21 protein-coding genes are annotated in these 23,115 nt (G+C 69.3%); 8 read left to right on the top strand and 13 right to left on the bottom strand.

Annotation, left to right across the window (positions count from 1 at the left end; genetic code table 11):
• Both D452_RS0102050 and D452_RS0102045 read right to left on the bottom strand, forming a co-directional pair.
• On the bottom strand, positions 1-4,554 hold a 4,554-nt coding region (locus D452_RS0102050), incomplete at its 3' end, for an NAD-glutamate dehydrogenase (RefSeq protein WP_017542490.1).
• A gap of 366 nt (positions 4,555-4,920) precedes the next feature.
• The gene (locus tag D452_RS0102045) at positions 4,921-5,667 is read right to left on the bottom strand and encodes an HAD family hydrolase (RefSeq protein WP_017542489.1); all 747 of its coding nucleotides are present in this window, start codon (positions 5,665-5,667) and stop codon (positions 4,921-4,923) included.
• A gap of 133 nt (positions 5,668-5,800) precedes the next feature.
• Between D452_RS0102045 and D452_RS0102040 the strand changes: the two genes are divergently transcribed.
• Positions 5,801-6,283: a hypothetical protein gene (locus D452_RS0102040; protein ID WP_017542488.1), complete on the top strand. Its 483-nt coding sequence runs from the start codon at positions 5,801-5,803 to the stop codon at positions 6,281-6,283.
• A gap of 106 nt (positions 6,284-6,389) precedes the next feature.
• On the top strand, positions 6,390-6,668 hold the full coding sequence (locus D452_RS27560; RefSeq protein WP_017542487.1) for a hypothetical protein: 279 nt from the start codon (positions 6,390-6,392) through the stop codon (positions 6,666-6,668).
• Positions 6,669-6,820: 152 nt separating this feature from the next.
• Here the strand turns inward: D452_RS27560 and D452_RS0102030 are convergent, their stop codons facing one another.
• Together D452_RS0102030 and D452_RS0102025 are read right to left on the bottom strand one after the other, a co-directional pair.
• Positions 6,821-7,135 (bottom strand): DUF397 domain-containing protein, encoded by a 315-nt coding sequence (locus D452_RS0102030; protein WP_017542486.1) that lies wholly within the window; start codon positions 7,133-7,135, stop codon positions 6,821-6,823.
• 2 nt (positions 7,136-7,137) lie between these two features.
• On the bottom strand, positions 7,138-8,103 hold the full coding sequence (locus D452_RS0102025) for a helix-turn-helix domain-containing protein (RefSeq protein WP_239646308.1): 966 nt from the start codon (positions 8,101-8,103) through the stop codon (positions 7,138-7,140).
• 66 nt (positions 8,104-8,169) lie between these two features.
• Here D452_RS0102025 and D452_RS0102020 point away from each other — a divergent pair, with 66 nt between their 5' ends.
• From D452_RS0102020 to D452_RS30160, 3 genes are all read left to right on the top strand, one after another.
• Entirely contained in the window at positions 8,170-8,487 is a 318-nt protein-coding gene (locus D452_RS0102020; protein WP_017542484.1) for a hypothetical protein, read from the top strand.
• A gap of 107 nt (positions 8,488-8,594) precedes the next feature.
• Complete coding sequence (locus D452_RS0102015) at positions 8,595-9,683, top strand: methyltransferase domain-containing protein (RefSeq protein WP_017542483.1); 1,089 nt, start codon at positions 8,595-8,597, stop codon at positions 9,681-9,683.
• Positions 9,680-9,829 (top strand): hypothetical protein, encoded by a 150-nt coding sequence (locus D452_RS30160; protein ID WP_017542482.1) that lies wholly within the window; start codon positions 9,680-9,682, stop codon positions 9,827-9,829. Before D452_RS0102015 ends, D452_RS30160 begins: the two co-directional genes overlap by 4 nt.
• Here D452_RS30160 and D452_RS0102005 read toward each other — a convergent pair.
• The 7 genes from D452_RS0102005 to D452_RS0101975 form a co-directional block, all read right to left on the bottom strand.
• Positions 9,802-10,260, bottom strand: a complete 459-nt coding sequence (locus tag D452_RS0102005) for a DUF6912 family protein (protein WP_017542481.1) — start codon at positions 10,258-10,260, stop codon at positions 9,802-9,804. The genes D452_RS30160 and D452_RS0102005 overlap by 28 nt on opposite strands.
• Positions 10,261-10,314: 54 nt before the next feature.
• Positions 10,315-10,971, bottom strand: a complete 657-nt coding sequence (locus D452_RS0102000; RefSeq protein WP_017542480.1) for an HAD family hydrolase — start codon at positions 10,969-10,971, stop codon at positions 10,315-10,317.
• Positions 10,972-11,109: 138 nt separating this feature from the next.
• Positions 11,110-12,780 (bottom strand): glycoside hydrolase family 3 protein, encoded by a 1,671-nt coding sequence (locus tag D452_RS0101995; RefSeq protein WP_017542479.1) that lies wholly within the window; start codon positions 12,778-12,780, stop codon positions 11,110-11,112.
• Between the two features lie 97 nt (positions 12,781-12,877).
• Positions 12,878-13,366: a PTS sugar transporter subunit IIA gene (locus tag D452_RS0101990; RefSeq protein WP_017542478.1), complete on the bottom strand. Its 489-nt coding sequence runs from the start codon at positions 13,364-13,366 to the stop codon at positions 12,878-12,880.
• 94 nt (positions 13,367-13,460) lie between these two features.
• A complete protein-coding gene (locus D452_RS0101985) occupies positions 13,461-13,697 on the bottom strand; it encodes a glucose PTS transporter subunit EIIB (RefSeq protein WP_017542477.1) in 237 nt (78 codons plus the stop codon).
• A 119-nt stretch (positions 13,698-13,816) separates the two neighbouring features.
• Positions 13,817-15,286 (bottom strand): PTS transporter subunit EIIC, encoded by a 1,470-nt coding sequence (locus D452_RS0101980; protein WP_017542476.1) that lies wholly within the window; start codon positions 15,284-15,286, stop codon positions 13,817-13,819.
• Positions 15,287-15,333: 47 nt separating this feature from the next.
• Positions 15,334-16,071: a GntR family transcriptional regulator gene (locus D452_RS0101975; protein ID WP_017542475.1), complete on the bottom strand. Its 738-nt coding sequence runs from the start codon at positions 16,069-16,071 to the stop codon at positions 15,334-15,336.
• 282 nt (positions 16,072-16,353) lie between these two features.
• On the opposite strand from D452_RS0101975, the gene D452_RS0101970 reads away from it, so the two are divergent.
• Positions 16,354-17,394 (top strand): SIS domain-containing protein, encoded by a 1,041-nt coding sequence (locus D452_RS0101970; protein WP_017542474.1) that lies wholly within the window; start codon positions 16,354-16,356, stop codon positions 17,392-17,394.
• 252 nt (positions 17,395-17,646) lie between these two features.
• Complete coding sequence (locus D452_RS0101965; protein ID WP_017542473.1) at positions 17,647-18,042, top strand: YciI family protein; 396 nt, start codon at positions 17,647-17,649, stop codon at positions 18,040-18,042.
• Between the two features lie 73 nt (positions 18,043-18,115).
• On the opposite strand, the gene secA is transcribed toward D452_RS0101965, so the two are convergent.
• The gene (gene secA, locus D452_RS0101960) at positions 18,116-20,962 is read right to left on the bottom strand and encodes a preprotein translocase subunit SecA (protein ID WP_017542472.1); all 2,847 of its coding nucleotides are present in this window, start codon (positions 20,960-20,962) and stop codon (positions 18,116-18,118) included.
• Positions 20,963-21,291: 329 nt separating this feature from the next.
• Here secA and D452_RS0101955 point away from each other — a divergent pair, with 329 nt between their 5' ends.
• Complete coding sequence (locus D452_RS0101955) at positions 21,292-21,792, top strand: hypothetical protein (RefSeq protein ID WP_239646307.1); 501 nt, start codon at positions 21,292-21,294, stop codon at positions 21,790-21,792.
• A 91-nt stretch (positions 21,793-21,883) separates the two neighbouring features.
• Here the strand turns inward: D452_RS0101955 and hpf are convergent, their stop codons facing one another.
• Entirely contained in the window at positions 21,884-22,555 is a 672-nt protein-coding gene (gene hpf / locus D452_RS0101950; RefSeq protein WP_017542470.1) for a ribosome hibernation-promoting factor, HPF/YfiA family, read from the bottom strand.
• Between the last annotated feature and the right edge of the window lie 560 nt (positions 22,556-23,115).

Below are 23,115 nucleotides of genomic sequence, written 5' to 3'. Positions count from 1 at the left end.
CCGGCCGCCCCGCCGGACCGGCTGGCCCGTACGCCTGGCGATCTCCACCAGGTCCAGCGTGGAGTAGGCGGGGACCATCACGGCGACGCGCTCGGCGAGGTCCCTGGGCACGCCCAGCGAGGTGTACCGGTCGCGGCGCTCCTCGAAGGCCTCCAGGTCCCGCCCGCGCAACAGCTCCTTGAGCTGCGGCAGCACCTCGCCCACGCCCTCGGCGAAGAAGCCGATCTCGCTGGCGAGGTCGAACGGGAAGGTCCGGTTGCGCAGCAGCCACCGGGCGGACCGCTCGGCCAGCTTGCGGATCTCCAGCAGGAGCACCAGCTGGCTGTCCACCGAGATCTGGTGGTCCAGCTCCTCGATCTCGCCCCAGTACTGGCGCAGCCCCAGGATCTCCTGGGTGACCAGGTAGGCCCGGGTGATGTCGGCGGCGCTGGAGCCCAGCTCCTCGTTGAGGCGGAACGCGAAGGTCGTGCCCGACCGGTTGACCATCTGGTTGGTCACCTGGTTGACGATGATCTCCCGGCGCAGCGGGTGCGACTGCACACCGGCGGCGAAGCGCTCCAGCCGCAGCGGGGTCGGGAAGTAGTTCGTCAGGGTCGACGCCAGGTACGGGTCGTCGGCCAGGTCGGACAGGCCGATCTGCTCCTTGAGGCTGATCTTGGTGTACGAGAGCAGCGTGGCGAACTCGGGGCCGGTCAGCCCCTTGCCCTGGGCGCGCCGCTCGGCGATCGCCTTGTCGGAGGGCAGGTCCTCCTGCTTGCGCTTGAGGACCTTGGTGCGCTCCAGGTGGCGCATGTAGCGGCCGTGGACGTGCAGCATCTCGTGGGTCTGCTTGCGCGCGGCGGCCAGCACGGCGTTCTGGGAGTAGTTGTTGTCCAGGACCAGCGACGCGACCTCGTCGGTCATGTCGATGAACAGCTGGTCGCGGTCGGCCTTGGCCATCTCGCCGGAGCGCACCTCGCGGTCCAGCATGATCTTGATGTTGACCTCGTGGTCGGAGGTGTCCACACCGGCGGAGTTGTCGATGAAGTCGCTGTTGACCCGGCCGCCGTCGCGGGCGAACTCGATGCGGGCGGGCTGGGTCAGGCCCAGGTTGCCGCCCTCGCCGACCACCTTCACGCGCAGCTCGGTGGCGTCCACCCGCACCTGGTCGTTGGCCTTGTCGCCGACGTCCGCGTGGGTCTGGCCGCTGGCCTTGACGTAGGTGCCGATGCCGCCGTTCCAGAGCAGGTCCACCGGCGACGTGAGCACGCACCGGATGAGCTCGTCCGGGGTGAGCGCCGTGACGTCCTCGTCGATGCCGAGGACCTCGCGCACCTGCGGGGTGATCGGGACGGACTTGGCGGTGCGCGGGTGCACGCCGCCGCCCTCGGAGATCAGCGACGTGTCGTAGCTCTCCCAGGTGCTGCGCGGCAGGCGGAACACGCGCTCGCGCTCGGCCCAGGAGGTGGCCGGGTCCGGGTCGGGGTCGAGGAAGACGTGCCGGTGGTCGAAGGCGGCCACCAGCTTGATCTTGCGGGACAGCAGCATCCCGTTGCCGAACACGTCACCGGACATGTCGCCGATCCCGACGACGCTGAAGGGCTCCTCCTGGACGTTGACGCCCATCTCGCGGAAGTTGTACTTCACCGACTCCCACGCGCCCCGGGCGGTGATGCCCATGGCCTTGTGGTCGTAGCCCACGGAGCCGCCGCTGGCGAAGGCGTCGCCCAGCCAGAAGCCGCGCTCGAGGGAGATCGCGTTGGCGGTGTCGGAGAAGGTCGCGGTGCCCTTGTCGGCCGCGACCACCAGGTAGGAGTCGTCGCCGTCGTGCAGGACGGTGCGCTCGGGGTGCACGACCTGGCCGTCGACGAGGTTGTCGGTGACGTCCAGCAGGCCGCTGATGAACTGCTTGTAGCAGGACACGACCTCGGCCATGACCTCCTCACGGCCACCGCCGGAGGGCAGGCGCTTGCAGACGAACCCGCCCTTGGCGCCGCTCGGCACGATGACGGAGTTCTTCACCATCTGCGCCTTGACCAGGCCGAGGATCTCCGTCCGGAAGTCCTCGAACCGGTCCGACCAGCGCAGACCGCCACGGGCGACCGAGCCGAAGCGCAGGTGGACGCCCTCGACGCGCGGCGAGTACACGTACATCTCGAACCGGGGCCGCGGGTGGGGCAGGTCCGGGATCTCCTGCGGGTTGAGCTTGAGCACCAGGTAGGGGCGCCCCTCGGAGCCGCCCTGGTAGTGGTTGGTGCGCAGGGTGGCCTGGATGACCGCCAGGAACGAACGCAGGATGCGGTCGTGGTCCAGGCTGGCCACTCCGTCCAGCTCGCCCTCGATCTTGCCGACGATCACGTTGCCGCGCTCGGTGCGGCCCTCGTCGGACTGGTCGGGGTCGAAGCGGGCCTCGAAGAGCTCCACCAGGAGGTTGGCGATCCCGACGTTGGCGACGAGGACGTCGGCCAGGTAGTCGGGGGTGAAGGTCGATCCGGTCTGGCGCAGGTACTTGGCGTAGGCGCGCAGCACGGTGAGCTGGCGCCAGTCGAGTCCGGCGCGCACGACCAGGGCGTTGAACCGGTCGGACTCGCCGAGGTCGCGCCAGGAGGCGTCGAAGGCGTCCTCGAAGAGGCTCTTCAGACGGCTCGGGGAGAGGTCGGAGGCCTCCAGCGGGCCCAGGCCGAAGTCGTAGATCCAGACCCGCCCCACCCCGTCGACGGTGATGTCGTAGGGCAGCTCGTCGACGACCTCCACACCAAGGTGCTCCAGGACCGGCAGGACCTGGGACAGCGAGATGGGCTCGCCGATCCGGGCCAGGCGGAAGCGCCAGCTTCCGGGGGCGCCCTCGGGCTGGTGGAGGCTGGCCGAGAACTCGCCCTGGCGGTTCTCGGCGTCGGTGCGCTGGAGCAGCTCCTCGATCCGGGAGATGTCCTTGGCGGCCACCGTGGGGTCGTTGTCGATCTTGTAGGCCTCGGTGAGACCGGGGCCGTAGCGCTCCTTGAGAGTGGTGGCGCGCGTGGGACCGAACTCGTCGACGAGGGCGTCGTCGAAGTCGGCGTCCCAGGAACGGGCCGCCTGACGGACCTTCTCCTCCAGCTCGACCTGGTCGATGTCGGCGAGGGTCTGTCCGCTCTGGGCCCTGGCCACCAGGTAGAGGCGGGCCAGCGGGGCCGCGCCGATCATCACGTTGTGGTCCATGGTGGCGCCGTGGAAGGCGTCGGCCAGGACGTCCTGGATGTCGAGGCGCACCTGGGTGCTGTACTCGTCGCGCGGCATGTACACGAAGCAGGACATGTAGCGGCCGCCGTAGGGGTCGCGGCGCATGAACAGCTTGGTGCCCCGGCGGTCGCGCAGGCGCAGCACACCGCGGACGATGCTGTAGAGCTCGCCCACGGGGATCTGGAGGAGTTCCTCGCGCGGGAAGGTCTCCAGGAGTTCGATCAGGTCCTTGCCGTCGTAGCTGTCGGCCTCGAACCCGGCCAGGGCCAGGACCTCGGCCTGCTTGCGGCGCAGGATGGGGATCTGGGCGATGCTGCTGGTGTTGGCCTGGGACGAGAACAGGCCGAGGAAGCGGCGCTCGCCGACGATGTTGCCCTGGGCGTCGAACTTCTTGACGCTGATGTAGTCCAGGTACTTGGGCCGGTAGACCGTGGCGCGCGAGTTGGCCTTGGTGAGCACCAGCAGGTAGGGCTCGCGGGCCTTGCCCCGGATCTCGGGGGGCAGCGCGGAGAACCGGGTGGACGCGGACGGGTCCATGCGCAGGATGCCCAGGCCGGTGCCGGGCTCAGGGCGCAGGGAGTCGTCGCCGTTGTCGTCGGTGACCAGGGCGTACTCGCGGTAGCCCATGAAGGTGAAGTGGCGCGAGGCGATCCAGCGCAGGAAGTCGACGCTCTCGCCGATCTCGCGGGGGTCGACGCCGCCGGCGACCAGACGGTCCGGGTACGCGGAGAGCTCGTCGGCGATCCGGATGACCCGGTCGCTCATCTTGGCGGAGTCCTCGTCGGCGTAGCGGACGTCGCTGAGGACGCGCTCCAGCCGGGTGCTGATCTCCTTGACCCGTTCGGGGTCGCTCTGCCGGTCGATCTCGATGTGCATCCACGACTCGTCGATGGGCAGCAGGCCGTCGCCGCCGATCTCCGGGTCGACCTGGACCAGCTTGCCGGCCAGGTCGCGTCCGACGGTCATCTGCGGGTGGATGATCAGCCGCACCCCGGCGCCCAGGTCGCTGAGGGCCATGGTCACGGAGGAGACCAGGAACGGGGCGTTGTCCGTGACGATCTCGACGATGCTGGTCTGCTGCTCCCAGCCATCGTGTTCGAGGGTCGGCGTGTAGACGCGGACCTTCGCGCGTCCCGGTGCCCGTTCGGCGCCGAAGGAGCGGTGGGCCTCGGCGGTCCCGCAGATCTGCTCGGGGCTGCGCCCGCTGATCTCCTCGGGGTCCGTGTGCCGGTAGTAGAGGGGAAGGAAGGCGCGGACCGCGTCGGCGGCCTCGGGGCTCAGTCGGTCCCCCGGACTCCATCGGGAGGCCGCGTCATTGAGCAGCTTCTGAAGGATGACGTCGGATTGCCCGGACATAGGGATCTCTCACTCCTTTGTGAGCAACGTCGCACGAGCACAGTCGAGGACACCCGGTCATGTGACGTGTGTGACTCGTCAAGCGACGTGTGAACTTCTGTGGCTGGCTTGTGAATTCTCGTGAGGTCCTTGGGCCGCAAGGATCCCACGAGGGCGTTGGTTGGGTTGGTACCTGTGCGCACAGGTGGCGTCAAACGAGGTCGGGACGTCGTTGTCCCGGCCTCTGCACGGTCCCCACTCAGTGGGGACCGACCCCAGGCTACTGCTTTTCGCGCACGAGAACAGGACCAACACCGTTACAGCACGGTTACGCACTGTAAGACCTGGATTGCGGCGGACACCGGAGGAGCCGTGTGCCCGGTGCGGTCACCGCGTCGTGGCCTGGTGGACGGCGGTCATCACGGCCCGGGGATCGCTCAGGTCCGGGAGCACGATCTGCGCTCCGGCGTCCCGCAACTGCCCCTCGGTCGTGGACCCGTTGAGCACCGCGACGGGGATCGCGCCGCCGATCAGGGCCGCGCGCACGTCCGGGGCGGAGCCGGTGACGAACACCGTCTCGTCCTCGGCGTAGGCCCGGCCGCCCTCACCGGAGGCGTGCAGCCTGATGGACTGGATCAGGCTGGACTTGGGGTAGTTCACGGAGCCGAACCCGCCCACCGCGAGGTTGAGGTGGGTGTCCAGGCCGAAGGCCACCAGCTTGGCGATGGCGTTGGCCCGGGTGCTGCCGCTCACCACGGTCTGCACGGTGTCCGGCAGCGCGGCCACGGCGGCGAGGGAGGCGGCGGCGCCGGGCATGACCCGGCCCTTGGCCAGGAGCTGTTCGTGGCGGGAGGCGAAGGAGGCCTCCAGGGCGGCAAGGAAGTCGCCCAGGACCTCGGTGTCGGGTTCGAGCTCGACGTAGTTGCGGGCGCAGAACTCGAAGAACATCTCGGAGTCGGTGCGGCCCGAGGCCGAGGTCAGGTAGACCAGCGGCTCGCCCGTGACCTTCTCGAAGGCCTCGGCGTAGGCGGCCCGCATCACCTGCCCCACGTCGAGGAGGGTGAGGTCGATGTTCCATAGCACCAGGCGGCTGATGGCTGACTCCTCGGCGTCGGGGTTCGGGGACGCCACCATTGTGCCGGATGGGCGATTCAGGGAGGAAACGGAGTTCGCACCCGGCCACCGCCGGAGCGGCCGGGGGACCCGCCGCGTCCCATCCACGCGGACGCCCGTGAGCGGACGTACCCCTCCCCCGAAGGAAGGTTCCATGACCGGATTCCGGAAGCTCTCACTGCTCGCCGCGACGGCGGTGGTTCTGACCGCCTGCTCCCCCGGCGGCCCGCCCCGCGACGGGACGGCGGTCGTCGGCGACGATCCCCGCGTCGTCGTCCACGACCTCTCGTTCGGTCCGGACATGCTCCTCGTCCTGACCCTGGAGTACGTGCCGGAACACGGTTGCCTCCTGGTGCGCACGATCGACGCCGAGACCGGGGAACCCGGGGAGGTGCTGACGCCGATCTGGCCGAGCGACGTGGAGCCCCTGAACACGGGAGGGCAGGCCGGGGTCACCGTTCCGGAGGTGGGTGAGTTGGTGGACGGTGACTCCTTCACCAGCGGGGGCTCCCACACGGACGCCTCCGAGCTGGACGAGGTCCCCGACCTGCCCGGAGAGTGCCTGCCGGAGGGCGGGTTCGTCACGATCAACCAGGGTTCGGTGGAGAGAGGTGCCCCCGTCCCGGGCCAGGAGTGACACGCGGGGCAAACGGCGTCTCGGCTGGTGGCCGGATGGGGCCACTCCCCCGTTCCCGCTCCTTCCGAGGCGTACCGTGATGGTCCCCGCGCCCCCTGGAGGCCCCGTGGACGGCAAGGACGTGCTCGCCCTGACAGCAGGTCTGATCGGCGGGATGGCCGTCGTGGCCTACCTCGGCGGGGGGCTCCTGGGCCGGGTGTTGGACGGCGACGGTTCCGCGCTCGTTCCCCTGATCCTGCTCGCCTCGGGGACGGTGGTGGCGTTCGCCGCCCTCAACGCGTGGCTGGACTGGGACTCTGACGGCGGGAGCGGTGGTGGCGGCGGTGGCGGTGGCACGGGCAGCAGCGGAGACGGTGGGGACGGAGGGGGCGACGGCGGCGGCTGAGCCCGACGCCGCCCCGCAGAGGCGACGCCCACCGTTCGTGATCCGAGCGGGCATCGGGGGCAAGGAATCTTGTCCCGGGCCAGGAGTGATGCGCGAGGCACACCCGACGGCGTCCCAGCCCGGGCCAGGGCCGGGACGCTGAAACGGGAACCTCAGAGGTGCGAGGGACGAGCGGCGATCAACTGCGTGAAGGCGGCCCACTCGGCGGCCCCGATCGGCAGGAAGCCGTGGTCGGGGTTCTTGGAGTCACGGATGGCCGCACCGGTGGGCAGGTCAGCGACCTCGACGCAGTTTTCCTGGGAGGAGGAGTGGGAGGACTTGCGGAAGGCTGGAGCGACCTGGGCTACCTCGACGCAGTTGTCCCCGCCGGATGAGTAGGAGGACTTGCGGAAGGTGAGGATGGGCGCGACCTCGACGCAGTTGTCCTGGGCGGATGAGTAGGAGGACTTACGGAACTCCAGCAACATGATCAGGCTCGCTTGTCGTGCTCGGCGGCGATGGATTCGATGAGGTCGAGGGACCTCTGAGGATCCAGAGCCAGATTCTGAACGGCATCGAAGACCAGCGCATGCTGATCGAAGTAGCTCTCGTCCTCAACGTACAGCGCCTCAACCACCGTAGGAATCGAGACTATGCCCGGCTCCGGCCTGGGGAAATCGAAGAGCGTGAAGGCCCCGTCCACAGCCGGATGACCACCTACCTCATCAGGCAATACCAGAATCGTGACCTTGTAGTGGGAAGCCATCCCAACCAGGAAACGCAACTGCTCCGCCATCACCAAGTGGGAACCGACGACTTTTCGAAGCGCTGGTTCGTCGACGATGGCGGTCAGGCGAGGACCATCAGGCACGTCGAGAACCCCGCGTCGAGCCATACGCGACTCCACCTTGCGGGCGATCTGATCAGGCGGCACGACCTGACTGGCCCTGGACACCGCTGCGGCGTAGTCAGGCGTCTGAAGCAGTCCAGGGATCAGAACGACTTCGTATGTGCGGATTCGGACTGCTTCGGCTTCCAGGTCAGGCAGCGGTCCAGTGAAGAGGTCAGCGTACTTGTGCCAATCGCTGCGTCCGCGGGCCTCCTCAGTCAGACTGAGAAGATGCGCCCGTTCCTCTCCCTCCACCCCGTAGAGGTCGAGCAGGGCTTCCACCTCGGAGCGCTTGGGGAACTTCCACTCGTTGCGCTCAGCACGCGTCAACTTGGTGGCCGAGGACCATCCCAGCTCTGCCGTCACCTGGGCGGCGGACATACCGCTGTTTGCCCGCAGCCGTTTGAGTGCGGCCGACAGGCGACGGCGCCGTACGCCAGGCGAGTGTCCACCAGTCACGGAAACCCCTTCCAGACCGAACCTTTGGGTCTGAATCGTAGTGGTGAACGCTCCCGGCAGGTTTTTTAGATCAAACACAATAATCGCCTTGCGATTGTGTCTGAACACAATCATACTGGAGCCAGTGGGACACCCATACCGGGTGTCGCCTCCTCTACGTAGGGAGCTGACTCCATGGCGTCAACCTTCGTGCCTGATGTCGAGCTGTACACCGAGGTCATCCAGATCATCCGGGGCGGTGAGCCCGACGAGAACGGGATCTCGCTGGCGGGGCGAATCTCACCGCTGGCTCCGAGCTACAACACGCAGACCTGCGCGTGCTCCTGCGTCGCGATCGGGCACAGCTTCTGGGAGCGGCTCGACCGGCTGAACCCCTACCGGAAGGACAGCGACATCTGGATGCGTGTCCTCCTGGAGGGCGACGACGAGGGCGGTCTTCCCGAAGGCGCGAGTGTCGTCGAGACGAGGCGGGTGAGCTACCGCGTCCGCTAGAGCCCCTTCCGTGCCGTTGGGCGGCGCCGTCCTCGCAACGCGGCGCCGCCCATCCGCACGGCCGGACATCATCCATGGCAAAAGTGCCTCAAGGAAAGCGGTACGGCGTGAACCTGGACAACCTTCATGCGCGGCTGGTCGACCGATTGGACACCACCGACACGATCCGTGCCGCCTTCACCGACCACTCCCGGCACCGGTTCATCCCGGACCTGGTCTGGCCCAGCAGCCAGGGCCTACCGCTCTACCGAACCGCCAACCTCGCGCGGTGGGCGGCGTACGTCTACGACGATGACGCCGTGGTCATCCAGGCCAATGACGGGGGCAGCGGCTCGTCCAACATCGCCACTTCCTCCTCCTTGGCACCGCAGCTCATGGCGGACATGATCGCGGCGGCCGGGGTGGAACCCGGAATGCGGGTGCTGGAGATCGGTACCGGGACCGGCTGGAACGCCGCGATCCTCGCCTCTCTGGTCGGACCCACCGGGCACGTGACCTCGTTGGAAATCGACCCCGACGTCGCCGCACACGCCCGGTCCCGGCTCTTTGGAACCGGAGTGCGAGTCATCACCGGAACCACCGCCCCCGATGCGGACGCCTACGACTCGGTCATCGCCACCTGCGCGGTGAGGCACGTACCCGAGTCGTGGACCACCTCCCTCACCTCTCCGGGCGTGGCCGTCCTCCCCTGGGCGCCCTACGACTACGACGGCCCCACCCCGGTTGTCGCCCTGTCCCACGCCCTCCGGGGCGACTTCCTGTGCGATGCCTCGATCATGCGCGACCGCACTCAGAGGCTCCCCCGAGACACCTTCGCGGGGACCGCCCAGGAGATGGAACAGGTGGGTGGCTTCCCTGTCGGCTCCCGAGAGCTGGTCGACCGTGACCTGCTCACCCGCCTGACCCTGGCTGCCCCAGATCTGCGTCTTGAGGAGGGAAGACGCCCCTGGGACGGTGACTCCGCCCCGGTCATCGCGCTGAGCACGGCTGATTCCTGGGTGCACCTGTGGCCGGACGGCACCACCACGGGGGCCGGTCCCCGCGACCTCGGCAAGGAACTGGGAGAGGCCTACGTCGAACTCGACGCGGCGGGCTGGCCCGAGCTGACGGAGTTCACCCTGGAGGTCTCTCCCGACCGCAGAACACACACGATCCGAGCAGGTGCCCTCGGCCCCTGGGAGCACAGGCTCCGGTGAGCGCTCCCGAAGAAGCCAAGGACCGGGCCGCCACCCGCCTGTACGAACGCCTGGGCTGGGAGCGTCTGGGCGCGATCACGCACGCCTTCGACGGATCCCCCGGGGTACCCGCGTACTGCTACGTCTGGGACTCCTCGACCAGGTAGCGGATCTCCTGGACCGCGAACCACATGAGCTCGTGGTCCTCGGCGGCTTCGGAGGCCGGCTCGGCCGCGGCCTCGGCGATGTCGGCGGCCGCGTCGGTGTCGTCCAGGTGCGCGGACCGGAGCTTCTTGTAGGGCACGCCGCCCCGGACGGTGACGCGGGAGACCCCGTCCGCGTGGCGGGCCTCGTGCTCCACGGCGGCGTCGGGCATCTCGGCGGCGAGGACCACGCGGCGGCGGGGCGCCCCGGGGTCCTCGGACAGCATGCGCAGGGAGGCCTCGGCCGCCGCGTACATGGCGTCGTACTCGGCCTCCTCGGGGTCCCCGTCGGGACCGGCGTCGGCGGTGAAGGCCGGGAGGGCCTCCCCCTCCAGTCGACCCCGGTCGAGCAGGGCCGCGAGCGCGGGGACGGTACTGGGCAGGAAGACGTACATGGGCTCTCCAGGCGGGATCGGGTCCCTACGAGTTTCCCAAAGAACCCGACGAGGTCAGACCGGCTGCCGCTGGTGGTCGTCCTCCGGGGCCAGGAAGCGGGACAGCGCCCGACGGGTGCTCTCCACGTCCGTGTGCAGGATCCCGGTCATCCCCAGGGACTCGGCGGTCTCGATGTTGTGCGCCAGATCGTCGATGAACACGCAGTCCTCGGGCTCCAGGCCCAGCTGCTCGCAGGTGAGCAGGTAGATGCGCTCCTCGGGCTTGCGCATGCCCACCTCGCCGGAGATCACCACCGTGTCGAAGGTGGCCGCGAAGTGGTCACGCGGGTATCCGTTGCCCCAGGAGTTGGACAGCAGCGCGGTCGCGTGTCCGCTCCCCCGGGCCGAACGCAGGGTCTCGTACATGCCGTCGACCGGGTCGAAGTGCGCGAACATGCGCTCGATCAGACCCTGCGCCCGTACCGGGGCGCCGTGGGTGGAGCGCAGCAGGGCGGCGAGGTCGCGTTCGAACAGGTGGGTCTCGATCTCGCCGCGTTCCAGGGCGTGCACGGGGTTGTCCGGCACGCTGTCGTCGAAGTACGGACGCATGACCTCGTGGTAGTGCTCGATGTCGATGCGGTCGGACCTGAGCCAGGCCCGGATTCCCTCGGGCAGGGGTGGGGTGAGCACACCGCCCCAGTCGGAGATGACCCCTCGTCGGGTGCCGTTCATCCGGTCGCCTCCTTCGGTGATCGCCATGGGGACCACCCGCCCGGACCTGTGCGGAGCCGACGGAGCCGGACGGGGACCGGGTTCTTCCCGTTCCCCGTCCGGTTCAACCGCGCGTCACCCGGTGGCGACCCGGTGGCGTCAGTAGCCGAGTCCGGTTCCGGAGGCCACGTCGGCACCGGGGATGTCCACCGGCAGTGTCCCGGAGGGGTCGACCTCTCCGGCGATCACCCGGGCGGCCGCCACCCGGGAGACCTCGACCGCCGAGTACAGGGCCAGGTAGGCGTCGACGTCCGGGAAGGCCTCCAGGTCGTAGGGTCCGCCCTGGGCGACCACGACCACCGGGGTGCCCTGGGAGCGCCCCGCGGCCACCATCCCGCGCTGCTCCTCGGAGCCCCGCGCGTTCCGGGTGCCGACCACCAGCACGTCCTCGCCGCCGTCCACGACCTCCAGTCCGGCGTCGGTCAGCGCCGGGGCGATCCGGTCGGCGCCCTCACCCTGGACGCGCACGCGCGTGCCCGCGTCCAGCGGCAGGAGGTCCGCCTCGTTCCGGACCAGGGTGACCGAGGCGTCGGCCACCCGCTGGGCGGCCTCGGCGTGCTCGGGGTTCTCCATGGCCGCGTCGGCCTGGGCCGGGTCCGCGGACTCGCGTTCCAGGACGCCGCGCTTCTCCTTGAGTGTGAGGACGCGCAGCACGGACTGGTCGATGCGCTCCTCGGTGAGGCGTCCGCTCTCGACCGCCTCCCGGATCGCCGCCACGGCGGCTCCGGGGTCCGGCGGCATGAGGAGCTGATCCACCCCCGCCTCCACCACGCGGACGGCGACCTCGCCGTCGTCGTGGGTCTGGCGCACGCCCTCCATGTTGAGGGCGTCGGTGGTGACCACCCCGTCGTAGCCGAGCTCGCCGCGCAGGATCTCGTCGATGATCACCGGCGACAGGGTGGCCGGGTCCTCGCCCGGGTCCAGCTGCGGCATGAGCACGTGCGCGGTCATGATGGCGTCCACGCCCGCGTCCACGGCGGCCCGGAACGGCGGCAGGTGCTCGGCCTCCCAGCGGTCCCGGGGCAGGTCGATCACGGGCAGCCCCGTGTGGCTGTCGACGTCGGTGTCGCCGTGTCCGGGGAAGTGCTTGATGACCGGCACGACGCCGTGCTCGGAGTAGGCGTCGGACTCGGCCAGCACCATCTCCGACACCAGTTCCGGGTCGGAGCCGAAGGAGCGGATACCGATGACCGGGTTGTTGGGGTCGGTGTTGACGTCGGCGTCGGGCGCGTAGTTCATGTTGACGCCGACCGCGAGGAGCTCGTCCGCCGTAGTCGACGCCCGCAGCGCGGCGAGGTCGGTGTCACGGGTGGCACCGACAGCCATGGCATCGGGGAACAGGGTGCCCACGGGCATGCGCACCACGAGGCCCTGTTCCTGGTCGATGCTGACGAACAGGGGCACCCCCTGACCGACCTCGGCCGCCTGGTCCTGCATCCCCGCCGACATCCGCGCGATCTGCTCGGCGTCGTTCAGGTTGGCGTCGAAGTAGATGACGCCGCCGGGCCGGTGCGCCTCGATCTGGGCGGCGTTGTCGGCGGCCGTGGTGCCCTGCGCGGTCAGGACCAGGAGCTGGCCGATCTTGTCGTCCAGGTCCATCTCGGCGAGCAGCTGCGGGGCAAGGACCGGCTCGAAGGGCTCGGCCGTGGCCTCCGCACTGGGGTCGTTCTCGGGCGAGGTGTCCACCTCCTCGGGTGTGGTGCAGGCTGTGGTGATCAGGGTGAGGGCCACGCAGGCCGGGGCCAGGGCGCGTGGCACGGACGATCTCATAAGGGACTTCATCTCCGCCGGATCGCTGGTTGCGGCCGGAGACTACCCGTTCGCCGGAGCGGGCAGGACACACCCCGCCGTGGCGGGGGGCGGGGGCTCACTCCCAGACGAACAGGACCTCCCCCGGCTCGACCGCTCCCGCGGCCAGGTCCGCGAGGCCGCCCGGCTGGGCGTCCAGGGCCACCACCGGCACGACCGAGGGTCGACCGGCGGCGGCGACCGCGCCGGGCGACCAGCGGATCACCGGTGTGCCCGCCGCCACCTCCGTGCCCTCCTCGGCCAGGAGGGTGAACCCCTCCCCCGCGAGCTGCACGGTGTCGATGCCCAGGTGGACGAGGACACCGCGTCTGTTGTCGGCGGCCATGACCACGTAGGCGTGCGGGTGGAGCTTGACGAGGGTCCCGGCGATCGGGGCGACCGCCTCGTGTTCGGACTCCTGGCCGCCCTCCTGTCCCGGTTCGGGGTGGACGGCCACGCCGGGGCCGACCATGCTCTGGGAGAACACCGGATCAGGCACCGTGTCCAGGGACATGGCCGTTCCGGCGACGGGCGAGAGTACGCGCAGCGCACCGTTCAGGTCTGACATGGAGGAGGTCTTCCCTGGGAGGGGGACTTAACCCGGAAAAGGGGCGGCCAAAAGAGCACAAAGGCCCGACTTTGCCGAAACCCGCTCCGGGTGGCTAGTCCAGCAGGTCCTGGATGTCGTCGGTGAGGGAGTCCGCCTCCGGGCCCACCACGACCTGGACCACGTTGCCCGAGACCAGGACGCCGTGCGCGCCCGCCGCCCGGAGGTCGGCCTCCCGAACCAGCCCGGGATCACTGACCTCGGTGCGCAGCCGAGTGATGCAGGCCTCGATGTCCTCGATGTTGGCCGCGCCGCCCAAACCGGCGACGATCGCCGTTGCCTTGTCCGACATGTGCCCTCCGTGCTCTACCCGGGATCACGTGACCCGGGGGGTCTGAGCCGAGCTTAGAGGTGGTGTGCCTCACACGCCAGGGTCGGCACGGTGGTCGATCGTCGCCGGGGGCGCCGGGCTCAGCCGGAGCGGCCGGGATCCCCGCCGCTCGGGGCGTCCGGTCCGGCCTCGGCCGTGCCGTCCGCCGTGGCCGGGGCCGTGTGCGGCGTCCCTCCGGGCTCGTCGGGGTCGGGCTCACGTCCGGGGGTGGGGAAGTTGAACCTGCTGATCAGTACATAGAAGATCCCGAAGTAGACCAGGAAGTAGAACGTGCCGAACAGCAACAGCACGCCGAGCCCCTCGGTGTTGCTCTTCGTCGCGTTCAGCAGCAGGTCGATCAGCCCCGCCGAGAACCCGAAGCCCAGTTGGACGTCGAGCAGGTTCATCACCGCCAGCGAGACGCCGGTGAGCAGGATGTGGACCGCGAAGAGCACCGGCGCCACGAAGATGAAGGCGAACTCCACCGGCTCGGTGATGCCCGTGACGAAGGCGGTCAGCGCCGCCGGGATCATGATGGAACCGATCTGCGCGCGCCTGGCCTTGGACGCGGTCAGCCACATCGCCAGCGCGGCGCCCGGAAGACCGAACATCAGCACCGGGAAGAAGCCGGACAGCATCGTGCCCGCCTCCGGGTCACCGGCGAAGTAGCGCGTGATCTCCCCGTGCGAGACCACGCCGCCCTCGTCGGTGTAGGTGCCCGAGACGAACCAGACGAACGAGTTCACCACGTGGTGCAGGCCCAGAGGCAGCAGGATGCGGTTGACGACGCCGTAGATCCCGGCTCCGAGGGCTCCCGCGCCGATGAGGGCCTCGCCCAGGTTCTGGATCCACATGCCGACGATCGGCCAGACCAGGCCCAGCACCACGCCCATGCCCAGACCGGCCAGGGCGGTGACGATGGGAACGAAGCGGCGGCCCCCGAAGAAGCCGAGCCAGGTGGGGAGTTTGATCCGGTGGTAGCGCTGCCACAGCACGGCGGCCACCAGGCCCACCACGATCCCGCCGAGCACGTCGGTGGGGTTCTTGACGGCGTGGTTGATCATCGGGAGGACGGCGTTGACCGCCTCCGGGTCCGCGACCGGTTCGCGGGTCACCGGATCGGTCGCCAACGGGTAGGTGACCAGCCGCGACCCGATGTCCCCGGCGGGGCCGTCGAAGGTGACCATCGTCCAGGTGGCCACCCGGTCGAACACCAGGTAGCCGACCACGGCGGCCAGGGCGGTCGAGCCGTCCGCGCGCCGGGCGAAGCCGATCGCGACACCGATCGCGAACAACAGCGGCAGGGCCTCGAAGATCGCCTCACCGGCGGTGCCCACGGCACCCGAGACCGGCTGCATCCAGCCCATCCCGTCGATCCCGGCCAGGCCGTCCGCTCCGAGGAGGTCGTCCTGTCCGAGGCGGAGCAGGATCGCGGCGGCGGGCAGGACCGCGATGGGCATCATCAGGCTCCGGCCGAGCCTCTGGAGCACGGCCAACGCGGCGGAGGAGCGTTTGCGCGGGGGGTCCCCGGGTTCGGCGGGGGCCTTCTCCGCGGGGGTGGGGTCCGACATGGTGGGGGGTCCTCCCTCTCGGACGCGCGCCCCGAGGGCGCGAGACGTCAGTCTCCGTGCCTCCGCGGGTCCAGGCGGGAGTGCAGCTGGTAGCGGTCGGCACGGTAGGTGGACAGGGCGAGTTCCACGCACTGTCCCTTGGCGAAGCTGCGGCGCTGCATGATCAGCACCGGGCTTCCGGCGGGTAGGCCAAGGAGACGGGAGTCGGCCGAGTCGCAGATCCCGGCCTCGATGGTCTGCTCACCGGAATCCAACAGGATGTCGAACTCGTTTTCCAGGACCTCATAGAGAGATCGTTCGGCCAGATCGTGGTCCTCCAGGCCGGGCACCATGGCCGCCGGGATGTTGGAGCGCTCGACCGCCATAGGCTCGTCGTCCGCCGTACGCATGCGTTCGATGTGGTGGACGAGGGTGCCGGGGGCGATGTCGAGCATGCGCGCGGTGTGGCCGCTGGCCGGGATGACCTGACGGATCAGCTCGCGCGCGCCCGGCTCGAAGCCCCGGGCCCGCATGTCCTCGCTGAAGGAGGCCAGGACCAGGGACATCTCGATCTTCGGCCGGGCCACGAAGGTGCCCTTGCCCGGGACCCGGTACAGGCGGCCCTCGGCGACGAGGAGGTCGATGGTCTGGCGCACGGTCATGCGGGAGAGGCCGTAGGTGGAGCTGAGCTCGCGCTCGGAGGGGACCATGTCGTCCACGCCCAGCCCCGCCGCGGTGATCCAGTCCAGGAGCAGATCGCGGAGTTGGACGTACTTCGGCAGGGGGTTGCTGGCGTCGATCGGCATGGAGCGAGTGGCCTTCTCGGTCGGCGGGTCGGGTGGTCCGGTGGTCGGCGTTCGACCTTAGCGCGGCATCCGCCCGGACTCGTGACACTTGCCGGGTCATGCCGGGATCTGACTGGTATAGTCCGGACTAGACCATAGCTCGACCCGCGTGTCAATCCTCCTTGTGGCACGCGGAGTGAACCAGCATCGTGGCTGGCCAGCGGCGTAGTCCGGGCCGTCCACGCGACCAGCGCGGCCCCCGGCGTACGGCCAGGACCGCACGTCCCCACCGGAAGGCTCCGTATGTCCACCACGAGCATGATGCTCTCCGAGATCGCCGAACAGCCCGAGGCCCTGCGCCGGACCTTCGCCGAACTGCTGCCCCTGCGCGGGGAGATCGAGGCGCTCGGCCGCGCCACCAAGCACGTCCTGTTCATCGCCCGGGGCTCCTCGGACAACGCGGCGGTCTACGGCAGCTACCTCCTCCAGGCGCACACCGGCCGCCTGGCCACGCTGGGCTCGCCCTCCATCGCCACCGCCTACGGCGCGCGGATCGACCTGTCCGACGTCCTCGCTGTGGCCATCTCCCAGTCCGGCAGGACGGAGGAGATCGTCGAGACCATGCGCTGGGCCGCCGACTGCGGCGCCCGGACCGTCGCCGTCACCAACGGCGCGGACTCCCCGTTGGCCACGGAGGCCGACGTCGCCCTGGTCACGCGGGCCGGAAACGAGCTGGCGGTCCCCGCCACGAAGACGTACAACACGCAGCTGGCCGCGCTCGCGGTGCTGGCCCTGGGCCTGGGCGCGAACCTGGACGCCGGAGAGCTGGAGCTGGTGCCCGCCGGGATCGAGGAGACCCTCGCCGCTCCCACGGACTCCCTGGAGGAGATCGTGGAGCGGATGGTGGCCGTGCAGGGCGCGGTGATCTCCGGTCGCGGCATGGCCTTCTCCACCGCCCTGGAGGCCGCCCTCAAGCTCAAGGAGGCCTGCTACCTGCACGCCATGGGGCTGTCCTACGCGGACCTCCAGCACGGGCCCATCGCCGTGGTGGACCCGCGTACCCCGGCCCTGCTGGTGGCCGCGCCCAGCGGCCCCACCCTGGAGGGCACGGTCGCCCTCGCGGAGCGGGTCCGTTCCGCCGGGGCCCCGGTGTTCGGCTTCGGCGGCGGTTCCGCCCTCGCCGCCGCCAGCGACGTGTCGGTGCCGGTCCCGGACGTGCCCGAGTGGGTCGCGCCCATGAACCTCATCGTTCCCGCCCAGCTGCTCACCGAGCACCTCGCCCGGCGCCTGGGCTACGACCCCGACGTTCCGCGCGGCCTCAACAAGGTCACCCAGACCACCTGAGCCCCGGCCTTCCCCCGCGACCCGCCGCTCCCACTCTCGTGGGTCTCGGGCCGCACGGGACGTCCACGGCCCGGTACCGCGCACGCGGCGCCGGGCCCTCGGTGTTCCAGGGCACCCCACACACTCGTCCCGGGCCCGCCGGTGTTCCAGGCTCCGGCAAAGGAATCCGGCCGACCGGGTCGCGTACGCGTGCCCGACTCCGCCCTGTCGTAGGCGCGACCCACAATGGGCGCACCACGCAGAGGAGAGACCATGGCCAAGTACGTGATGATCAAGCACTACCGGGGCGCCCCGGCCTCAGTGAACGACGTCCCCATGGACCAGTGGACGCCAGCGGAGGTCGCGGCACACGTGGGGTACATGAACGACTTCGCGGACCGGCTGAGGGAGACCGGGGAGTTCGTGGACTCCCAGGCGCTCTCCCCGGAGGGGACCTTCGTGCGCCACGACGGTGAGGGACGACCGCCCCTCACCTACGGCGCCTTCCCCGAGGGCAAGGACCTCGTCGCGGGCTGGATGGTGATCGACGTCGACACCTACGACCGCGCACTGGAACTGGCCGGGGAGCTCTCGGCCGCACCCGGGGCCGGGGGACGGCCCATCCACGAGTGGTTGGAGCTGCGCCCGTTCCTGGGGCCGCACGGCTGACGCGCTGACGCGTGTGGGCGCGGCCCCCTCGGGAGCCGCGCCCACACGCGTGATCTCTGGTGTCCCTCAGCCGTTACCGGGCCGTGGGGTCACCGTGGCACTTCTTGTACTTCTTGCCGGAGCCGCAGGGGCACGGCGAGTTGCGGGCGGTACCCGCGTACTCGTCGTCCACCGTCTCGGTGTGCCGCTCGACGGTGCCGTCCTCGCTCGGCGCGGAGTACTGGAGCCTGTTCGGCTGGTCCTCGCCGAAACCGGGGACCACCACGTCCTCGGCGGCCTCGGCCTCCTCGGTGGGAGCGTCCGCACCGGCGGCCTCGACGTCCTCGTCCACGGCCGTGGCCACGGCGGTCGCACCGGAGGAGCCACCGACGGTGGCGGCGGTCTGCGCGGCGGCGGCGGCCGTCAGCGCGGGCTCCGCCTTCTTCTGGACCTGGACCTCGACGTTGAAGAGGAAGCCGACCGACTCCTCCTTGATCGCCTCCAGCATCTGCTGGAACATGTCGAAGCCCTCGCGCTGGAACTCGATCAGCGGGTTGCGCTGGGCCATCGCGCGCAGGCCGATGCCCTCCTGGAGATAGTCCATCTCGTAGAGGTGCTCACGCCACTTGCGGTCCATGACCTGGAGGATGACGCGGCGCTCGACCTCGCGCATCGCCTCCTCACCGAGCTCGGCCTCGCGGGTGTCGTAGGCCGCCTTGGCGTCCTCGACCACCTGGGTGGCGATGAGCTCGCCGGTCAGGGTCTGGAGGTCGCCGTTCTCCTCGACGAACTCGTCGACGGTGAAGCTGATCGGGTAGACCTGCTTGAACGCCCGCCAGAGCTTGTCGAGGTCCCAGTCGTCCGGGTCGCCCTGGGCGGTCTCCTCCACGACGTAGCCGCGCAGGACCTCCTCCAGCATCTCGATGACCTGGTCGCGCAGGTCCTGGCCCTCCAGCACCTTGCGGCGCTCGGCGTAGATGACCTTGCGCTGGCGGTTGAGGACCTCGTCGTACTTGAGGACGTTCTTGCGGATCTCGAAGTTCTGCGTCTCGACCTGGCCCTGGGCGGAGGCGATCGCCTTGCTCACCATGCCGGACTCGATCGGCTGGTCGTCGGGGATGTTCAGCTGGTTCATGAACACCTCCAGACGACTGGAGTTGAACAGACGCAGCAGGTCGTCCTGGAGCGACAGGTAGAAGCGGGACATGCCCGGGTCACCCTGACGGCCGGAACGGCCCCGGAGCTGGTTGTCGATACGGCGGGACTCGTGGCGCTCGGTGCCGAGCACGTAGAGACCACCGGCCTCGACGACCTTCTCGTGCTCCGCCTCGAACTCGGCGGTGGCCTTCTCCAGCGCCTCGGGCCAGGCCGCCTCGTACTCCTCCGGGGTCTCCAGGGGGCTCAGGCCACGGGCCTGGAGCTCCTCGTCCGCGAGGAAGTCGGGGTTGCCGCCCAGCATGATGTCGGTACCGCGACCGGCCATGTTGGTGGCCACGGTGACGGAGGCGAGCTTGCCCGCACGGGCGATGATCGACGCCTCACGGGCGTGGTTCTTGGCGTTGAGGACCTCGTGCGGGACGCCCTCGCGCTTGAGCATCCGGGAGAGGAGCTCGGACTTCTCGACGCTGGTCGTACCGACCAGGACGGGCTGCCCCTCCTCGTGGCGCTCCGCGATGTCCTCGGCCACGGCCTGGAACTTGGCGTCCTCGTGCTTGTAGACGACGTCCTTGACGTCCTCGCGGACCATCGGCTTGTTGGTCGGGATGGGGACCACGCCGACGCCGTAGGTCTGGGTGAACTCCGCCGCCTCGGTCTGGGCGGTACCGGTCATGCCGGACAGCTTCTCGTAGAGGCGGAAGTAGTTCTGGAGCGTGACCTTGGCGAGAGTCTGGTTCTCGTCCTTGATCTTGACGCGCTCCTTGGCCTCGATGGCCTGGTGCATGCCCTCGTTGTAGCGGCGACCCGCCAGGACGCGACCGGTGAACTCGTCGACGATGAGGACCTCACCGTCCTTGACGATGTACTCCTTGTCCTTGCGGTACAGCTCCTTGGCCTTGAGGGAGTTGTTGAGGAAGCTGATCAGCGGGGTGTTGACGGCCTCGTAGAGGTTGTCGATCCCCAGCCAGTCCTCCACCTTGGCGACACCGGACTCGGTGATGCCGACGGTGCGCTTCTTCTCGTCGACCTCGTAGTCGGTGTCCTTCTTCAGGCGGGGCGCGATCTTCGCGAACTCGGCGTACCAGCGCGAGTTCTGCTCGGAGGGGCCGCTGATGATCAGCGGGGTGCGCGCCTCGTCGATGAGGATGGAGTCGACCTCGTCGACCAGGGCGAAGAAGTGGTCCCGCTGGACGGTGTCCTTGAGCGAGAGCGCCATGTTGTCGCGCAGGTAGTCGAAACCGAACTCGTTGTTGGTTCCGTACGTGATGTCGGCGAGGTAGGCGTTGCGGCGCGCCTCGGCGGTCATCTGGGGGCCGACGACGCCGACCTCCAGCCCGAGGAAGTGGAAGATGCGGCCCAGGTTCTGGGCGTCGCGTCGGGCGAGGTAGTCGTTGGTGGTGATGACGTGCGCGCCCTTGCCCGCGAGGGCGTTCAGGTACACCGCGAGGCTTCCGGTCAGGGTCTTGCCCTCACCGGTCTTCATCTCGGCGATGTTGCCCAGGTGCAGGGCGGCCGCGCCCATGATCTGCACGTCGAAGGGGCGCTGGCCCAGGGTGCGCTTGGCCGCCTCACGGACGGTCGCGAAGGCCTCGGGGAGGAGGTCGTCGAGGGACTCCCCCTCCTCATAGCGCTCCTTGTACTCCTTGGTCAGGTCGCGCAGTTCGTCGTCCGAAAGGTCGACGTAGTCGTCCTCAAGGGCGTTGACCTGGTCCTTCAACTTCTTGAGCCGGCGCAGGATCTTACCTTCACCCGCGCGCAGGAGCTTGTCGAGTATGCCTGGCACTTCCTATGCGCTCCTCGCAGATCGCGGTTGGCTCCACCGGGGGGTGGAGAGTCAGATCTAGGCCCGCTGACCGCTTCCCATGGCCACGGAGGTCAGGGGTCAATCCTGGGTCCTCGGGCCTACATCCTAGAGGACCCGGAACCGCTTCCCGTCCTCTGGACAAACGAGCGGGACGGGCCTGGATGTTCCCACCTTTTTCGTGATCATTCGTGCAGAGTCGCGCATTGTTCCGGGTAGTTCAAAGGGAGAGAGCGGTGGTTTCGGCCGACCCTTTCCGTCGGTTCGGGCGAAACTCCACCGAACCCGACCGTGTTCCCAGGGGGACCACCATGCGAACCAGAAGAGAGCGTGAGCCCACAGAGACGACCGGCACCGGAACTCCCCGGTTGTCCAGGACTCCGGACGACGCCGTGGACGAGTTCCTCCACGGACGGCGGCCCACCGTGCTCGGGCCCCGCGACGACGAGGATCCGGGACTCGCGTGGGAGCAGTACCGGCCCACGGGCGACGACCAGGACCGGAACGGGCGCATCCGGGGCTTCCAGCGCCAGGGCGGTTCACTGGCCCCGTCCAACGGGCACCGGGGCAGCGCGGCGTCGTGGGCCTGCGTCGCCCTGGCCGTGGTGGGCTTCGGCCTCGGCGGCCTGGCACTGGTCCTGGGCGGGTCGGTGCCGCTGCTGGTCGTCGGGGTGGTCCTGATGGTCGCCGCCGCCGTCGTGGCGGTGGCGTTCGACATCCTCAGCGACGTGGTGCTGGACCCGCCGCGCCTGGAGGCGGAGGAGCCGCACCAGACCCCGCTCCACCGCATCAAGCACCCGCGCAGGGCCTGACCACACGCGTCGCGGCGGGCCGCTCGGGCCCGCCGCGACGACTGTTCAGTCCACCTCCGTGCGGGGGCGTCGGGGACGAGGACCGCGTGGACTAGTCCACGAGACGAAGGACGCCGTAGTTGAAGCCCTTGCGCCGGTAGACGACGCTCGGGGTGTCCTTGACCTCGTCATGGAAGAGGTAGAAGTCGTGTCCGACGAGTTCCATCTCCATCAACGCCTGGTCGATGCTCATCGGCTTGGCACGGTGGAACTTCTCGCGGACGACCACGGGGGTCTCCCCCTGGGTGTCGAGTTCCACGAACTCGTCGGAGAAGCGGCCGTCGAGAGCGACGCCGTCGATCGCCTCCTCGTCACCGCGCTGGGCCGGGGGAGCCTGGGTGACCGTCTGGACGGATGAGGGCAGGTCTCCGGGGAGGTCGGCCGTGGCGGCCGCGACGGAGACGGGAGTGTGGTTTCCGCGGTGCACCTTGCGGCGGTCCGCGGACTTGCGGAGGCGGGCCTCGATCTTGTCGATCGCGAGGTCGAGAGCGCCGTGACGGTCCACGGACGCGGCCTCGCTCCGGATGACCGGGCCGTCCGAGTGGATGGTCAGTTCAACCCGCTCGCGGACGTCGGCGAGCTTGGGGTTGCGCTCCTGGGACACCTCCACATCGACGCTCATGCCCTTGCGCTCCCACTTGGAGAGCCTGTCGAGCTTGTTCTCGACGTGCTGTCGGAACTTCTCACTCACACCAGTGCGTCGACCTTTGACGATGATGTCCATAGGACCCCCTTCATCGCGTGGCCGTCGTGAAGGCGACGGCCAGGCTGGCTCTGCTCCCCTCCCACGGCGGGGAGGGTGTGACGCGTCGGCCCTCCTTCCGTTCGTGCCCCGTTCGCTTGAGGGACACCGCTCGGTTGGAAATGCGTATACCCATCAGAGGCAGGGTCATCACGCGCCCCAGGGACACGATTGGCCGGGGCCTTCGGACGGGAAAGAAGGAAATATGACTCGATCGGGGTGAGTCGCCCACCAAACGGCGAAGACCGGGCGGGATCGGTCGGGGCCCGGGAAGCTCCGGGAGGGAGAGGGCCGAGGCGGTGTCGGGGAACCGTGTGGGGGCCCGCGTCCCCGGGACCTGCGTCCCGGGCACGACGAACCCCCCAACGTCGGCATGCCACCCGTCCGGCCGACCTGGTCTTCGTCCCCACATCCGCCTGCTGAGAGTGTCGCCGCTCTTGTACGCGACTACTGCTCTTCTCCCGGTCATGAGGGACATCGGGACCCTCAGCGGGGCAGGGCTTACCTCTAAGGCGCACCGTGATCGGTCGACGAAAAGTCGC

The organism is Nocardiopsis prasina DSM 43845 (assembly GCF_000341265.1).
In the GTDB taxonomy this organism is placed as follows: Bacteria; Actinomycetota; Actinomycetes; order Streptosporangiales; family Streptosporangiaceae; genus Nocardiopsis; species Nocardiopsis prasina.
The sequence above is the reverse complement of the archived record's forward strand: the minus strand, read 5'-3'. Positions and strand labels throughout refer to the sequence as shown.

Excerpts from the sequence above, each read along its gene's own strand:
- D452_RS0102020 (WP_017542484.1), top strand. The coding sequence starts at position 8,170 with ATGGCGTCAACCTTCGTGCCTGATGTCGAGCTGTACACCGAGGTCATC.
- D452_RS0101985 (WP_017542477.1), bottom strand. The coding sequence starts at position 13,697 with ATGTCGGACAAGGCAACGGCGATCGTCGCCGGTTTGGGCGGCGCGGCC.
- D452_RS0102045 (WP_017542489.1), bottom strand. The coding sequence starts at position 5,667 with ATGGTGGCGTCCCCGAACCCCGACGCCGAGGAGTCAGCCATCAGCCGC.
- D452_RS0102000 (WP_017542480.1), bottom strand. The coding sequence starts at position 10,971 with ATGAACGGCACCCGACGAGGGGTCATCTCCGACTGGGGCGGTGTGCTC.
- D452_RS0101965 (WP_017542473.1), top strand. The coding sequence starts at position 17,647 with ATGGCCAAGTACGTGATGATCAAGCACTACCGGGGCGCCCCGGCCTCA.
- D452_RS0101955 (WP_239646307.1), top strand. The coding sequence starts at position 21,292 with ATGCGAACCAGAAGAGAGCGTGAGCCCACAGAGACGACCGGCACCGGA.
- D452_RS0102030 (WP_017542486.1), bottom strand. The coding sequence starts at position 7,135 with ATGTTGCTGGAGTTCCGTAAGTCCTCCTACTCATCCGCCCAGGACAAC.
- D452_RS0102005 (WP_017542481.1), bottom strand. The coding sequence starts at position 10,260 with ATGTACGTCTTCCTGCCCAGTACCGTCCCCGCGCTCGCGGCCCTGCTC.
- D452_RS0101995 (WP_017542479.1), bottom strand. The coding sequence starts at position 12,780 with ATGAGATCGTCCGTGCCACGCGCCCTGGCCCCGGCCTGCGTGGCCCTC.
- D452_RS0102040 (WP_017542488.1), top strand. The coding sequence starts at position 5,801 with ATGACCGGATTCCGGAAGCTCTCACTGCTCGCCGCGACGGCGGTGGTT.
- D452_RS0101980 (WP_017542476.1), bottom strand. The coding sequence starts at position 15,286 with ATGTCGGACCCCACCCCCGCGGAGAAGGCCCCCGCCGAACCCGGGGAC.
- D452_RS0101990 (WP_017542478.1), bottom strand. The coding sequence starts at position 13,366 with ATGTCAGACCTGAACGGTGCGCTGCGCGTACTCTCGCCCGTCGCCGGA.
- D452_RS0101970 (WP_017542474.1), top strand. The coding sequence starts at position 16,354 with ATGTCCACCACGAGCATGATGCTCTCCGAGATCGCCGAACAGCCCGAG.
- hpf (WP_017542470.1), bottom strand. The coding sequence starts at position 22,555 with ATGGACATCATCGTCAAAGGTCGACGCACTGGTGTGAGTGAGAAGTTC.
- D452_RS0101975 (WP_017542475.1), bottom strand. The coding sequence starts at position 16,071 with ATGCCGATCGACGCCAGCAACCCCCTGCCGAAGTACGTCCAACTCCGC.